The 15,256-nt window shown below is 39.7% G+C and carries 7 protein-coding genes, 2 tRNA genes and 1 pseudogene; 7 read left to right on the forward strand and 3 right to left on the reverse strand.

Annotation, left to right across the window (positions count from 1 at the left end; all coding sequences use genetic code 11):
- Nucleotide 1: 1 nt before the first annotated feature.
- The gene (locus tag A2294_01425) at nucleotides 2-976 is read left to right on the forward strand and encodes a DNA polymerase III subunit delta (GenBank protein OGH85404.1); all 975 of its coding nucleotides are present in this window, start codon (nucleotides 2-4) and stop codon (nucleotides 974-976) included.
- A gap of 38 nt (nucleotides 977-1,014) precedes the next feature.
- On the opposite strand, the gene A2294_01430 is transcribed toward A2294_01425, so the two are convergent.
- The 3 genes from A2294_01430 to A2294_01440 form a co-directional block, all read right to left on the reverse strand.
- On the reverse strand, nucleotides 1,015-2,163 hold the full coding sequence (locus A2294_01430; protein OGH85405.1) for a hypothetical protein: 1,149 nt from the start codon (nucleotides 2,161-2,163) through the stop codon (nucleotides 1,015-1,017).
- Between the two features lie 46 nt (nucleotides 2,164-2,209).
- The gene (locus A2294_01435) at nucleotides 2,210-2,473 is read right to left on the reverse strand and encodes a hypothetical protein (protein ID OGH85406.1); all 264 of its coding nucleotides are present in this window, start codon (nucleotides 2,471-2,473) and stop codon (nucleotides 2,210-2,212) included.
- 64 nt (nucleotides 2,474-2,537) lie between these two features.
- Nucleotides 2,538-3,611: a hypothetical protein gene (locus A2294_01440; GenBank protein OGH85407.1), complete on the reverse strand. Its 1,074-nt coding sequence runs from the start codon at nucleotides 3,609-3,611 to the stop codon at nucleotides 2,538-2,540.
- A gap of 401 nt (nucleotides 3,612-4,012) precedes the next feature.
- Here A2294_01440 and A2294_01445 point away from each other — a divergent pair.
- The 6 genes and pseudogenes from A2294_01445 to A2294_01470 all read left to right on the forward strand — a co-directional run bounded on the left by A2294_01445 (nucleotide 4,013) and on the right by A2294_01470 (nucleotide 15,256).
- Nucleotides 4,013-4,084: transfer RNA gene (locus tag A2294_01445), tRNA-Arg, on the forward strand.
- 100 nt (nucleotides 4,085-4,184) lie between these two features.
- Nucleotides 4,185-4,255, forward strand: a tRNA-Ala gene (locus A2294_01450).
- A gap of 617 nt (nucleotides 4,256-4,872) precedes the next feature.
- The gene (locus A2294_01455) at nucleotides 4,873-5,541 is read left to right on the forward strand and encodes a hypothetical protein (GenBank protein ID OGH85408.1); all 669 of its coding nucleotides are present in this window, start codon (nucleotides 4,873-4,875) and stop codon (nucleotides 5,539-5,541) included.
- Nucleotides 5,542-5,551: 10 nt separating this feature from the next.
- Nucleotides 5,552-6,463, forward strand: a complete 912-nt coding sequence (locus tag A2294_01460; protein ID OGH85409.1) for a hypothetical protein — start codon at nucleotides 5,552-5,554, stop codon at nucleotides 6,461-6,463.
- Nucleotides 6,453-9,890 (forward strand): hypothetical protein, encoded by a 3,438-nt coding sequence (locus A2294_01465; protein OGH85410.1) that lies wholly within the window; start codon nucleotides 6,453-6,455, stop codon nucleotides 9,888-9,890. Before A2294_01460 ends, A2294_01465 begins: the two co-directional genes overlap by 11 nt.
- Before the next feature lie 11 nt (nucleotides 9,891-9,901).
- Nucleotides 9,902-15,256 (forward strand): annotated as a pseudogene (locus A2294_01470) (hypothetical protein).

Consider the following 15,256-nt stretch of genomic DNA (forward strand, 5'->3'; position numbering starts at 1 on the left):
TATGTTTATTCTGTTATATGGTCCTAATACCTTTTTAAGTCGGCAACAATTAAAAAAATCCTTGGAGGATTTTAAAAAACAGCGCGATCCAAGCGGGCTGAATGTTAATATTTTTGATGCGGAAAAAACTGAAGTCTCTTTAATTTTAGAAAATTTAGTGGCTTCTCCTTTTTTAGCGGAAAAAAGATTAGTAGTGATAGAAAGGGCTCTATCTAAGGGTAAAAAAGATTTGCTAGATACTTTATGGCAAATGATAGAACAGAAAAAGATTCCGGCCAGTTCCGTGGTTATTTTTTGGGAAGAAGAATTATCTGATAAAAAGCCTCATCCCTTTTCCGCTTGGCTTAAAGAACAAAAGTATTCCAAGTTTTTTTCGTCTCTTACATCCGGTGAATTAAACCAATGGATTAAAAATGAACTGGCTAAAGAAGAAATGGGGATGGAAAATTTGGCTTTAAGTAGTTTGGTTGCCCATCCTTTAGCCGAAGACTTGTGGCGTCTTAATAATGAATTGCAAAAACTTATTTTGTTTGCCAAACAAAAAGGACAAAAAATTATTACCTCGGCCGATCTGAACCTTTTTTTGCCGGAGGTAGCCGATGACAACACTTTTCATTTTATAGATGCCTTAACAGCTAAAAATGGTAAACAAGCAATTAAGCTTTTGCAAGATCAGTGGTCTAGCGGGGCAAATGAACCTCAGGTTTTTGGAGCCTTAGTTTGGCAATTTAAAACCATGCTTTTGGTTAAGGATTTTATGAATTTAAATCCTGGCGCTTCTTCTGATATGGCGGCCAGGGAGTTGGCTTTATCCCCTTTTGTGGTTAAAAAAGCCTATGGTGTTTTACGGAATTTTTCTTTTGCCAAACTAAAAGAAATTTATGCCGAGCTTTTGGAAATAGATAAAAGGGCTAAAACAGGCGAGGGGGATTATCGGTTGTTGTTAGATTTGTTGGTGAACAAAATTTGCAGTTGATAATTGTTAAGAAAGTTAAACAAAAGAAAAAACCGCTTTTAAGCGGCTTTTTCTTTTGTTTTCAATTCTTTTAATTTTGTGGCTAATTTAATATGGGCTTGTCTTTCCAGGGTTTTTTCAAATTCTGCTAATCCAGTTTCATTAAATTTAGCTGTGTCTTCTATGGTTCTTTTATTTAATTGGCGCAATTGGCGTAGATAAAATTGCAATCCTTTGTTGTCCGCGTCTGATTTTTTAGCCCCTTCCACAATCATGGCTTCAATTTTGTCCGGTAAATCTGTGGTATAAATTAGAAACGTATTTTTTTCTATTTTGGCCAAATTGCCTGCCTCGTCAGCCATATGTCTGGCACTTTTTAAACTGGTTTTTTCTTCAGCCTTAATTATTTTAACGCCGGCACTGACTGAAAGTTTTTGGGGACCGTCGGGGGTTTCATAGGTAATAGTGCCAAAAGCTGTCAAAAGTCTTTGAATGGTTTTTTCCACTTCCGAGGCTTTAATATGAGTGAAAAGAATCACAAACTCATCTCCGCCAATGCGGCTGGCTAAATCCGTGCTTCTAATAAGGCCTGGTTTTTCCGGAGTCCCTTTAATTATTTCTCCCATTTTTGCCAAAATTTCCGTATCGGCTCTGTCGTGACCAATTATTTCATTGATAGTTTTAAAATTATCAACATCAAAAGCCACATAGGCGCTCACCAGTTTATCTTGCTCCGGCAGTTCTTTATTATATTCCTGAGCCAGTTTTTGAGCCGCAGCCAAGGTTTCTTCGGCATAACGGTCAAAGGCCCCACCGCGATACAACCCGCTAATATGATCAATCTCCGCTTCTTGTTTTAATTCAAACAATTCAATGGCCTGATGAGCGGCAGCTTCCTTAATATTTTCTCGCTCCGCCATAAAAATAGTTGTGGTATTAGGGCCGTTTTCCGGGTTTTGCGTAGCAGTACCCCAAGCTTTTTTAAAAGCTTCTCCTGTTTTTCCTTCACCTTTAATTCTTCCAGCTTCCTTTCTAAAGGCTCCGGCTAACCCGTGTCCCATATCTTGTCTTAGGTTTTGATAATAATTAATCAAAAATTCCTGTTCGCGACGAGATAAATCAGAATGAACCTGCAGATAATCCTTAATTAGAGGATGAATTTTTAATAGTTCGGTTTCTGGGGAATAACCGCGACGTTCATTGTTCATATTTTTAAAACACAATCCCTCCGTGAGAATGGAGGGATTGAGAAAATTATTTTAATGAATTTATTTTGTTCATTAATCTGGATTTTAATCTGTTAGCAGTATTAGACTTGATAGCCTTGACCTTGGCCGCCTTATCACAGGTTTTTTGCCAGTCTTTGGCTAAGGTTTGGGCTATCTTTTTTTCTTTGGCTGCTATTGCTTTTTTAATCTTTTTCTCTAAATTACGCAAGGTATTTTTAAGGGCATTGTGTTTTATGGTTGCCTTTTTAGCCTGACGTAAAGCTTTGATTGCCGCTGGTTTATTTGGCATAAGTACATTAACTGATAAATTAAATTGAGAGCGTTTTTTTGAGACTTATTATATTATAGCAAAATTAGCTTAAATTGTCAAGGCTGGGCTTATCAATTTGCAAAACTTCTATTTCTTTTTCCCCGCCGGTAATGTGCATGATATCTTTGTCTATTTTGTTTAATTCTTTATAGGCGGTATTGTAGGAATTAACCGTGGTGCTTAAATTATTACCCAGTTTTTTAAAATAATCATCGTAAGCGATTAAATGTTTGCTTAAATCCCCTACTTTTTTAATTACATCTTTGATGGATTCTTCCATTTGCAGGGCGCGCAGGCCTTGCAAAACGGTTTGGAGGTAAGCTAAAAAGGAAGTGGGAGAAACAATAATCACATGTTTTTCCTTGGTGGCATATTCAATCAAGTCTTTGGTGTTTACTTTAACCGCACCCACCTGATTGATTAATAAATCATAATAAATGGCCTCGGCCGGAATAAACATAAAAGCAAAATCCGTAGTTCCCTTGTCTGGCAAAACATATTTGGCGGTTTCATCAATACGGTTTTTTAAATCTTGTTTAAAAATTTTTTCTAGCTTTTCTTTTTCTACAGGGTTATGTTCGGCAATTATGCGATTGTAATTTTCTAAAGAAAATTTGGAATCAATAGGAATTATTTTATCTTTAACAAACACAGCCGCGTCCACAATCAAGTCGCTCCCCTCTTCATTTTTGCCTAATTTGTATTGCATCTGGAAACTTTTAGGCGGTAAAACATTTTTTAAAACTGTTTCCAAATAATATTCACCCAAAATGCCGCGCTGTTTGGGATTTTTTAAAATATCTTCCAGGCTTTGTAATTGCTCGGCAAAACCCACTACGCTTTTATTGGTTTCTTCCAGTTTAGTCAGCTTTTCTGTCACATCTTGGATAATACGGGTAGAGATGCCGTATTGTTGTTGGACAGATTTATGAGTTTCGGCCAGTTTGGCATCTACAGTTCTGGTTAATTCACTAATTTGATTTTGCAGCATTAAAAAAATGTTCTCCGTCCCCTCTTTGGGCTTTTGCATGATTTGGATTTTTTGCAGTAAAAACAAAAGAAGGAAGATAACGGCGATAGCGAGGAGGGAAAAAATTAAAATTAAGGCAGTGGGCATAATTTAGATTGAATAGTTTATGGATTTTTTTGATGAACTTGTTAAATATGTTTAAAATTTATCACATTAGAAGGGTTTTTACAAACTTGGGTTTGAATTTGGGGATTAGGCCTTAAGGTTGGTTAATTTTTGTGAAATAAGGCGATGACAGACCTCTTGAAAAAAATCAATCAAATGGGTATAATCATTGAGAGTTCTGTTTTAGTTAATTTATTGCGAGCGATGTTTGAATTGTTTTGGCAAATGGCTGATTTAATTAAAAAATAGAATTAGAACTAAATACATTTGGCGACACATAGTTTAATGTAGAATAAGAGATATTTACTTTAAAAAATTGAGTTTTTTTTAAAATTAGTTCCATAAGGAACTTCAAACCTATTGACCTGACCATTTTGGCTAGTGCCCCCATAGTTCAATGGATAGAACAACCCCGTCCTAAGGGGTGGATGTGTGTTCGATTCATACTGGGGGCAGTAGCTAGAATAGACAGGTAATGATTTTTTAATGTGATAATGAAAAAGTAAGTCTTTGGGGATTTGGTTAATGAAACAAAAAATTAGGTTGTTTTTTAATGGGCCTATAGTACAGTGGTAGTACACCGCATTCGCATTGCGGGGGCGGCAGTCCGATTCTGCCTAGGTCCATTTTTGATTGAAATTTGTATACACTAGTCTATACAAATTTTTTGTTATTAAGCTTATTTTATGTTTTTTTAATTTTAGAATTATTTGGCTAATTAAGAAAAGAAGTACAGTGGAACAATTTAATGTTCATCTGAGCTGTTTGTATAGACTAGTGTATACAAATAGAATAGAAAGTCAATTTGCTGTCTAGCTGTCTGTTTTAAAAAGGTTTGTTAAAACCATGTATATCTTTTGTTGATTTGGCATTTTTTAAAGTTAGGTGAAAACCCTTGACCCAAGAGTCGAGGCATCTGGGCGGGTTTTTTAGAAGTTATGTCAGTTTCGCCAACATAACAAATTTTATTGTGAGCTCATAATAGAGGAAATTGAGACAAAAAAGAAATTGATTATAAAAAATTTTGTTTTTAGAGATTAGGGGGTAAGTGCGCATAAAGAGTTCCTTGCGGAACTTTCTATTATTTTTTCTTTTATTTTCTCCAATTTTAGCTATTAAAAAGTGTCGTAAAATAATATAATAACAAAAAATATAAGCTTTACTAACCCCCTTACTTTTTAGAGTAATTATTTTTATTTATGCACAAGTGAAATTTTACTTAAAATGTGCTAAAATTAAAGATATGAAAAAAGTTTTGTTTCTCTCTTGTTTTTTGATTGTTTTAAGTTTTCCTTTGGTTGCCTCGTCTTTAACCATGGAGTCAACTAATTTTAAGGTTGTTACAGATGTAGTTAATGTAGGAGGGGGATTATCCACCTCTACTAATTATCAAATTATAAATACTTCTGGGGAAATGGGTAGCCAGCCCACTCAATCTACCAGTACCAATTTTATTATTGACTCTGGTTTTTTTGGCGCCGATTCGGCAACCAGTCTGGCCGTTACATTATCAACTGATTCCATAAATTTTGGTACATTATCCCTTAGCTCCGTAGCCAGCGCCTCGCAGACTTTAACTGTTTCCACTAACGCCGTTACAGGTTATACCACAACTATTAATGATGACGGCGACTTGCGTTCCGGTTCCAATGTTATCACTGATATTCCCATAAATGGAACTGTGACTGCCGGCACAGCCGGTTATGGAATCAGCACCTCCGGATCAGCCGGTAAGATGAACAGTACCACCACCTCAACTCCACTTACTACCAGTTCGCAAATTGTAGCCTCCAATTCTGCTGCGGCCGGCAATGAGGAAACAATTATCACCTATAAAGCGGCGGTTGGTTCCGGCACAGCTTATGGCACTTACAGCCACATAGTCACTTTTACCACTATGGTAAATTATTAGTTGTTTTTTTATGGAGGTTTTTTTAAAAACTTTTTTTTTCTCTCGCGATTTTAAAATAGGCGCAATTTATTTTTTTGTCTTAATCTTTTTTTTGTTTTTTAAAATCTTTCCGGTTCAGGCGCTGACAGTCAGTCCTCCTCTTTTTAAAATAGAAGCTGAAAAGGGGACTGCAGTAACAAAAAAAATAAAAGTTTTTAATGAAACCAACCAGCCTCTGACAATTTATTCTTCAATAGAAAATTTTGAACCTGATAAAAACACCGGTTTGCCAGTTTTTTTAGGAAATAGTAATTTTACGAATTTGGCGCAATGGATTTCTGTGGAACCACAAAAAATTAGTTTACCGAGTGGAGAAAGTAAAGAAGCGCAGGTTATTATTAATATTCCGGAGACAGCCGAACCCGGCGGACATTATGCCGCCATTTTTTGGACCGAGGCGCCTCTTAAAGATGCGGGAGTGCAACTGGTAAACCGTTTAGGTTCCCTGATTTTATTAAATGTTTCCGGAGTTATTAAGGAAGAATTAAAAATTGTAGATTTCAGAAAAAATGAAAATAATTCATTTTTTTTGCAAATAGAAAATTCCGGCAATACTCATCTTGAGCCTTCCGGTCAAATTAAAATTTTTAACAGTGACAATGAACAAATATCCCTCCTGCCCGTTAATTCCGTCAGACAAAATATTTTACCGCAAAGTCGCAGAAATTTTTCATTGAGTGGCGCCAATCTTAAGTGGGGGAAATACAGCGCTAAAGCTCAATTATATTTTGGTAAAGATAAATCAGTGGAGAGCCAAACAATCACTTTTTGGGTTTGGCCACAAAATTTATTTTATAACTTAGCCGGTATCGCCGCGGTAATTCTAGTAATTTTTGTTATTTATAAAATGGCCAAGAAAAGATTTTTAAGATATGAAAGATAAAAGGCGGAATATTTTTTTAAATGTTTTTTTTCTTCTTTGTCTGTTTTTGGGCAGTTTATTTTTGATGACTCAATTTGTTAAAGCGGGAACCTCCACTTCTACAGGAACCACTACGGTTAACGGAAATTATCCCCAGCCTACCGGTTGTACGGGATCAGGATGCGGAACATCAGGAGATTCTACCGTGCCCGGGGTCATTAGCAATTTATCTGTCAGCTCTACCACTTCCAATAGTATTACTTTAAAATGGACCGCCCCCGGAGATGATGGTACCAGCGGCACTGCTTCCGCTTATGATTTGCGTTATTCCTCTTCCAATATTACGGAGGGCGATTGGGCTTCTGCCACTCAAGTAGTAGGGGAACCGGCTCCGGCAGTGACCGGCACAGTTCAAGAAATGACTGTTATAGGATTAGCCTCCCAAACAACTTATTATTTTGCTCTTAAAACAACCGATGAAGTAAGTAATTTATCCGGTTTGTCTAATGTTGTTTTCGGTTCTACCTTGCCTCCTGTTGCGCCAGATACCACGGCTCCCGCAATTTCTGATATTAGGGTGACGATTTTATCGGTTGATTCAGTAAGGATTGCTTGGAATACCAATGAAAACGCCACCTCTTCCGTTGTGTATGGCTTAACCACCAATTATGAAATAGGTTCTGTTACAGGTCAGATATTCACCACTTCTCATAGCCTTGATTTGTCAGGGCTATCAGCCGCAACCACTTATCATTTTAAAGTAAAATCCACCGATGCCAATTTTAATGAAGCTGTGTCAGAGGACGGGACTTTTAATATAGGAGATATTACCCCGCCTATAATTTCTAATATCCAAACATCCAATATCACCGGTGTTAGCGCCAGAATAACCTGGCTCACCAATGAAAACGCCACCTCTTCCGTTGTGTATGGCTTAACCACCAATTATGAAATCGGTTTTGTTTCCGATGAAAGTTTTAAGACAACGCATCTTCTTAATTTATCATCCTTACAACCAGAAACTACCTATCATTTTAAAGTAAAATCCGCCGATGCCAATTTTAATGAAGCAGAATCAGCCGACCAATCTTTTGTTACGCGCGATGCCGCTCCGCCCATAATTTTCAATATTCAATCCGCTCCTCAAATAATTTCAGCAACTATCAGTTGGGAAACTAATGAAGATGCTGATTCACAGGTAGCCTACGGATTAACCAGCGCTTTGGGCTCTTTATCTTCCAACACTAATTTGGTTAAAACGCATAGTTTAACCGTTGGCAGTCTACAGTCCAATACTCAATACTATTTTTCCGTTAAATCAACTGATACCGATGGCAACCAAGCTAGTGGGCCGTTGCTTTCTTTTACAACCTCACGAGATCTTCTGGCTCCATCCAATGTTAATAGTTTAACGGCCGCGGCAGAAAATCAAAAAGTAACTCTGTCCTGGCAAAATCCTGGTGATACTGATTTTACCGGTGTAATGATAAGGCGAGGTTCTACAAGATTTCCTTCCACTCCGGCTGAAGGAGATTTGATTTTTCAAGGACGCGTCGCCTCTTTTGCGGATTCCGGTTTAACTAACGGCACTCTTTACTATTATACGGTATTTGCTTATGATAGTTCGGAAAATTTTTCCAGCGGCGCCATTGCTTCGGCTATTCCTACCAGCGGTACTCCCATACAGCCCCCAACGGGTACAGGTATCAGCGGTGGAGAAGAATTACCAATTTATTTAAGTGATTTTCAATTCAGCGTGGCTCAAGGCAAAATTACCGTACCAACAAATCAAGAAATTTCTTTTTTGCCTAACACCTCTTTAAAAATAAACATACCCGCCCAAAAATTATTTTCAAGCGCCCAACAGCTTATTTTAAGCGTTGACAACAGTTCTTATCTTTTAAAATTTGATTTAATAAAAAATTATTGGGAAACGGAAATTACTTTGCCAGGGACAGTTGGCAAATTTCCCGCCACCTTAATAATTAATTTGGCGGATCTAAGAACAAAAATTCTTAATTGGACCGCTGATATTGTTCCTTTTGGCAGAATTTTAGAAAAGAAAAATGGAAAAGAGATTCCGGTAGAGGGAGTCAAAGTCTCTTTATTAACCAGCCCAACCTTATGGCCGGCCGAGGCTTATGGGCAACAAAATCCGCAAACCACCAACGCCAATGGCGAATTTGGTTATTTGGTGCCGGTGGGAAATTATATTTTACATATAGAAAAAGAAGGCTATCAAACACAAGAAACAGGATATTTTTTGAGCAGAGGAGTGGTGGTGAACAATCAACTGCAAGTTTTAGCTATTCCTCCCAAACTTGAAGATGTTATAGACCCTAATGTTTCCGTGGTTCAAAACATTGTTAATGTGGCGGAAAATTTAGGAGAAAAGACCTCCTTTGCCGCTAAAGTTGTTTCACAAAAAGCCCTTGCTTCTGCCAAAGACGCGGTTAAAAATGCCAATGAGTTTGTAAACAATCCCATAGTTAAAGAAACCACTAAAGATGTTGTGGCGCCGGTGGTAGCCGGAGCGGCGGCGGTTAGCGCCACTACGGCCGTGGGCGCGTCGCAATTTATTCTTTATCTGCGTTTTCTATTTACCCAGCCGATTCTGGTTTTGTTTAGGCGCAAGCGCAAAGGCTGGGGCGTGATCTACAACTCTTTAACTAAAATGCCTTTAGATTTGGTGACGGTGCGTTTGCTTGATGCCGAGAGCAAACGGGTAATGCAAACAAAAGTGACAGATAAAGAGGGGCGTTTTGCTTTTTTGCCTGCCCCCGGCAAATATTTGATTGATTTAAAACAAGGCGGGTTTAAATTTCCTACAGATTTTTTTCTTAATTTTAAAGAGGATCATGCTTTTTTAGATTTATACCATGGGGAAATTATAGAAGTTAAAGAAAAAGGAGCTGTTATTACCCCTAATATTCCTTTGGATCCTTTGGGTGAAGAGCTTCCCATTAAAAAAATTATCTGGCAATTGATTTTAAGGCGCTTCCAGCACACTTTTGCTTTGGTCAGTTTAATTTTAGCCGTGGTTTTTGTTTTAATCACCCCCGGTTTATTGACGGAAATTTTATTGGGGGTGCAAGTGATTTTTTATGGTTTGTTTTTACGTCTGGCCTATCCGCGCCGACCCAAGAGCTGGGGCATTGTTTATAATGAACAGAATAAAAATCCTTTGGAAAGAGCTGTTGTCCGTATTTTTGATATGCAGTATAATAAATTGCTGGAGACCCAAATCACCGATAATAAAGGGCGCTATTCCTTTTTGGTAGGGCGTAATAAATATTATGTATTGTTTGAAAAGCTGGGTTTTGATAAAAAACAAAGTGAAACAGTAGATTTACAGAATTATAAAGAGCCGTCTGCCATAGTTGCCGTTGATGCGGGTTTGCGGCCTCAAGAGGGTGAGGCGGGGAACAAAAAAATTAAAAAAATGTAATTTACATCTGTATGTTTAATTTTAAGGTAAATAAAATTTGTTTTGTCTTATGTGGTTTTGGTATTTTTTTATTTGGTTCAACAGTCCAGGCTGCCAATTTAACCGTGACGCCAACAACCTCTACGGAAAGCAATTTAATTGGGGCTACGGATGTTAGCTGGCAATTTTCCGTCACCACCACGGCCGCTCTGTCGGCCAATGATGTGGTGCAGTTTCGTTTCCCTTCCATTGGCAATAGCCTGCAAGGGTTTTCTGCGGCTAGTGTTACCACTACTTTTCCTTATTTGGGTTCTACCACTTCCACTTCTGTCTCCAATAATGTTTTAAGCAACGGCAATTTTGATCAAACCTGGATAACTGAAACTGGTGATTGGGCGCTTGGAGCTTTTGCTGATGAGATTTCCACTGGGTATAGTATTTCAGCCAGCGCTACACCGTCTCATGGCGGTTTAAGCGCGGTTAAAATTGTTAATAGTTCAGGTGGTACAGGGGGATCCGCTTTTCAAACTTCTTTGGGTTTACTTGAAGGGAATAGCTATACCGGACATATCTGGTCTAAAAATAACGGTTCAGGCAGGTTGGGTGTTTTATATACTGTTGAAGGAGATCTTAACACAGTTGCCACTTGGAATTTTAATACCCAGAGTTGGGATAATGATTATGTTGAAGCCAATATCTATAATGTGACAGTTAGCAGTACTTATGCCGAATATACCATTCCCGCAATTACTATTCATGCCAGCGGTACACTGTCAATAACTTTTTTGGGTGCTGATAATAACAGTGAAATTTATATTGATGATTGGAGTTTACTGCAAAATAATAATCCGGCAAATGATATTGCTTTAAATGGCGGTTTTGAAACAGGTTTGGTTACAGATTTTCCCACCGGTTGGAATGAAAGATTTTATGGAGATACTGATGTTGTTACTCAAGGCACAACCACGGTTTATTCCGGAGATTTCTCAGTAAAATTGACGCAAGCCAACGCTTTAATTTCCTGGATTTCGCAGACGGTTAGCGGCTTGGTTCCCGGTTCAGAAGCTCTTGCCTCACTTTATGCTTATGCTGTGACCGGTTCCGCCCAATTAATTATTGTGGATGATGATTTTTCCGGTGGTGGAGGTCCGGGCGCCCATACTAAAATTTGGAATTTTTTAACTAATGCCTGGGATGCTGATACCAATTCATTAACATCCGACATTGGCGGTAATTACCGCTTGAATTTAAATGACACAGCCGCTTGGGTTCAATCTACTGAGAATATTACGGTTTCTCCTTCGGGTAAAGTAACTTTGGTAATTGTCACTTCGTCTGTTGGAGATAAGGAAGTATATATAGATGATGTGGCTGTTACTCAAACTCAAGGCACGGTTGCTACTCAAGGTGTGGTTCAAACCACCTTAGGTTCAGGTTCCGGAGCCTATCCTGTTGTCTATGGTTTTGTCACCAGCACCATAAATTCCGGCACAGTTTGGTCTGTCACCTTGGGCGGAATAAATAATCCGATTGCTCAAGCTAATAATTTACAAAATTTAATTTTTACTGTTGCCGGCGGAACGCCTGTTGATTCAGCTCATCCGGAAGGCAGTCTTTCCGGCGGATTTTCCGTTACTTCTACCGCTTCTATTATACGCGCCGGAGGGGCAATTGTTTCTGATGCCAATTCCAGTATTACTCCCAGTTCTTATGCTACCAGTAGCTCCAATGTAGCTTTTAATTTTATATTTACAACAACCAGCAGTATTCCCATCGGCGGTAAAATAGTTTTAGGCTTTCCAGTTGGGTTTAATTTATCAGGAGCCACAGTTTCTTTAGCTAGTAATTCCAACATAAGTAATTCCACTAACGCTCAAATTGCCAATGGGGCAATTGAAGTTGTCACAACTTCCGGTCGCAATCAATTGGTTTTAACCACCAGCAATGCCGCCACCAATTCCGGTGATGTTATTGAAGTTCAAGTGGGTGGTATTACCAATCCTGCTACGGCTGATGCTTATCGCGGGTTCTTTGTCTATACAGCTAAATCTAACAATGGTTTGTTGGATGGCTCCGCTACCGGCTTTAGTGAAGAATCCGGTTACGGTTCTTTGCCGCCGGTGGATACAGTCCACATTGGAGGTAGCAATACTCTACATATTGTAGTTAAAAAAATTTCTACCAATGGGTCAATTTCTTTATTAAGCGGAGCTGAATTAAGCCAAGTAATGGTTGGGGTGGGTTGTCCTGACAAGCAATTTTTTATTGGCAATAGGCAGTTAGACAGCAGTTCGCAAGTGGATCTTGAAAATTTATTGGATTGTAATTACATGATTGGCACACCGCCGGTTGACGAAACCAGCCAAGCCTTTTATGAAAGCTTTTTGGCGCCGGCTTTAACTTCTGTTTCGGCCATTGGAGGGATAGAAACAACTTCAACCATCTATTTTGCCGTACCTGACGCCACTTCCACTTTGGTTATTACCGGTGGAGTAGTAGGAGAAAATGCTTTTATTTTGGCTCATAGTTCTAACTATGAATCGTACACTCCTTTATTTGCTGATCCCGAATTAACCACACCAGGGTTTAGTTCTACCGGAACTGGCTATGCTTCCATCAGCGTAAAGAGCGGGGAGACTTGGTCGTTTGACGTACAATCGGGAGATCGCGGAAGTGAAGACAATTTTGACAGTGCTGGCACCCAGTATTGGCCGCCCTCTGTTCCATCCTATTTTATAGCGGCTTCCTCTACTTCTTATAATATAGGCACTTACGCTTATGTCCAGGCAGATAAAGCTTTGAATGTATCTTTATTGGATACCGGGAGCAATCAAATCACCAACGCTTGCTTGGCGGTTAAAAGAACGGGGGGCGGCTTATTTATGGATGCTCAAGATCGTGTTTGCTCGCCCAGTCAGGATGGGGGCAGTAATCCCAACCAATATGAATTTAAAGTACCACTGGGCACCATTATTATTCAGATTGAACGTTTTGGTTTTGGTAAGCCGGAAGAATTTCCCGTGGGTATTACAGGGGCCACGACCAATAAAACAATCTATGTTAAACAGCCTGCTTCCTATATAAATATTGTAGTACAGGATAGTAATAACGTCCCAATTAATGGAGCTCCGGTTTTTGCTCATGGCAGTAATGGTTTTGCCAACGCTATGACCAATTCCGTTGGCACAAGCACTTTGTATCTTTCACCCGGTACTTACACGGTAGAAGGTTTTGCTCCCGGTTTTGGGCCTTTGACTTCCTCTTTAGCAACTGTAAGCGCGGAAATCAATCCCACTGTTACTTTTACAGTGAACACTGCTAATTTTAGAACCATCAGCGGTACTGTGACGCAAGGTGGCTCGCCTTTGTCCGGTGTTAAAATTGGCGCGCGCGGTACCGGCAACACAATTGGTGGCAACGGTACGGAAACACTGGCAGATGGTACATATATTTTGCGTGTTCCTTCCGGCACCTATCAAGTCAGCGGATGGTCCGAAGATACCGGAGGCTTACAATTTCAAAATGTTGATGTTTCTTCGGGTAATGCTTCCAATATTAATTGGACGCTGGGCGGACAGGGGACACTGCGGGTGACTATTCAAAATTCTTCCAACGTGAGCCCTCTTTTTGTCGGCGCTTTTGATGAAACAACCAACCGCGGTAATGGTACGGAATCTTGGACCATTAGCGGTAATAACAAATTTGCTGATATTAAATTGCCGGCAGGAAATTATAATGTGCATGCAGGGTCACCCTTATTGGGAGAAATTGGCAACTCTACGGCTTCCATTGTTGCCGGACAGACTGCCAGCATTACTTTTAATGCTGGCACCACGGCTTTGGTTGTCTTAAGCGGTACAGTTACTAGTACGGAAAGCGGTAACGGAATAAAAAATGCTTTTATTTGGGCTAGCCGCGTTAATGGTTCTGGTTTTTATTCTACTCAAACTGACAGTAGCGGTAATTACTCTCTTTATATTCCGAATACACGCAGTTATAGGGTAGGGGTGCGATATCTAGGGGGCGTTTCCGAACAAGGGGATGTTCAAGTTGACGTTTCCGGTGATACTGTGCAAAATTTTAATTTAACCAACTCATCTATTACTATTTCCGGCCAAGTTGTGAATGCCAGTAGTCAGGCTGTAAGTAACGGCTGGGTTTCTGCTAGAAAGGTATTTAATGGCGATGATACCTGGCTTGGCGTGCCCACAGATGGTAATGGTAATTATTCTTTGAATGTAACCAATGGTAATTGGACTATTTTTGCCGAGGGACCTTGCTATTATAGAACAACCGGTACAGCGGTAACGGTCAGCGGTTCCAATGTCAGCCAAAACATTTCTTTAACTGCTGTTGGCGGTTGTTCCGTCGCTGTCCCGCAAATCAATGGCATTACTGCGGCTTCTGGAGGCCAAGTGTCTAAAAGCGATTTAGTTCTGGATATTCCCGCCAATGCTTTAGGCACCTCCAATAGTACAGTGAGTGTTTCCATTGCCAATGCTGATATTGCCGTAGCTTCGGCCAACGCCACCCCCTTATCTTCCTCTGTTAAATCTATCTCGGCTACAGACAGCTCGGGTACATCCATTACTTCTTTAACCAATAATGTTGCTTTAACATTAACATATAATGAGTCGGATTTACCGGTGGGATTTAATGAAAGCACTTTGCAATTAGGCTATTTTGATTCCAATACCGGGCAGTGGGAAGCGGTAGCCTCTACGGTTGACACAACTAACAATACTCTAACAGCGCAAGTAAGTCACTTTACTGATTTTGGTCCAATTTTGCCGGGTGTTCCTTCAGCTCCAACCAATTTGTCGGCTACGGCTGTTTCTGCCAGCCAAATAAATTTAACATGGGATGCGGCGTCCATGACTGATTCTTATAAAGTTTACGCCACTACAACTAATTCCGGCGGAGTATTTTATGCCGGAGATTTATTAGATACCAGTTTAACCAATTCTTATTCTGCCATAGGATTAAATACCGCTACCACGTATTATTTTGAAGTGGCAGGGGTTAATGAAAATGGCGAAGGGCCTAATTCCAGTACGGATAGTGTTGCTACCGAAGCTTCGTCGGCCGGAGTTACAGTAAGTGGCGTCACCGCCACTGTAACAGAAGACGGTGGCACTGGCACATACACGATTGTTTTAACTTCCTTGCCATCTAACAATGTGACGATTACTGTTTCCGAATCCAGTGCTGATTTTTCCGTCTCTCCGACCACTTTGACTTTTACCGCCGGAAATTGGTCCACACCTCAAACTGTAACCGTGTCCGCTAATGATGACAGCTCCTTTGAAGGAACAGAAACCGGCACCATTACTCATATATCCGCCAGCTCTGATGGAAATTATAATGGTGTTTCCATTTCCAGCGTG

The organism is Candidatus Magasanikbacteria bacterium RIFOXYB2_FULL_38_10, assembly GCA_001783145.1.
Taxonomy (GTDB): Bacteria; Patescibacteriota; Patescibacteriia; order Magasanikbacterales; family UBA10003; genus GWC2-40-17.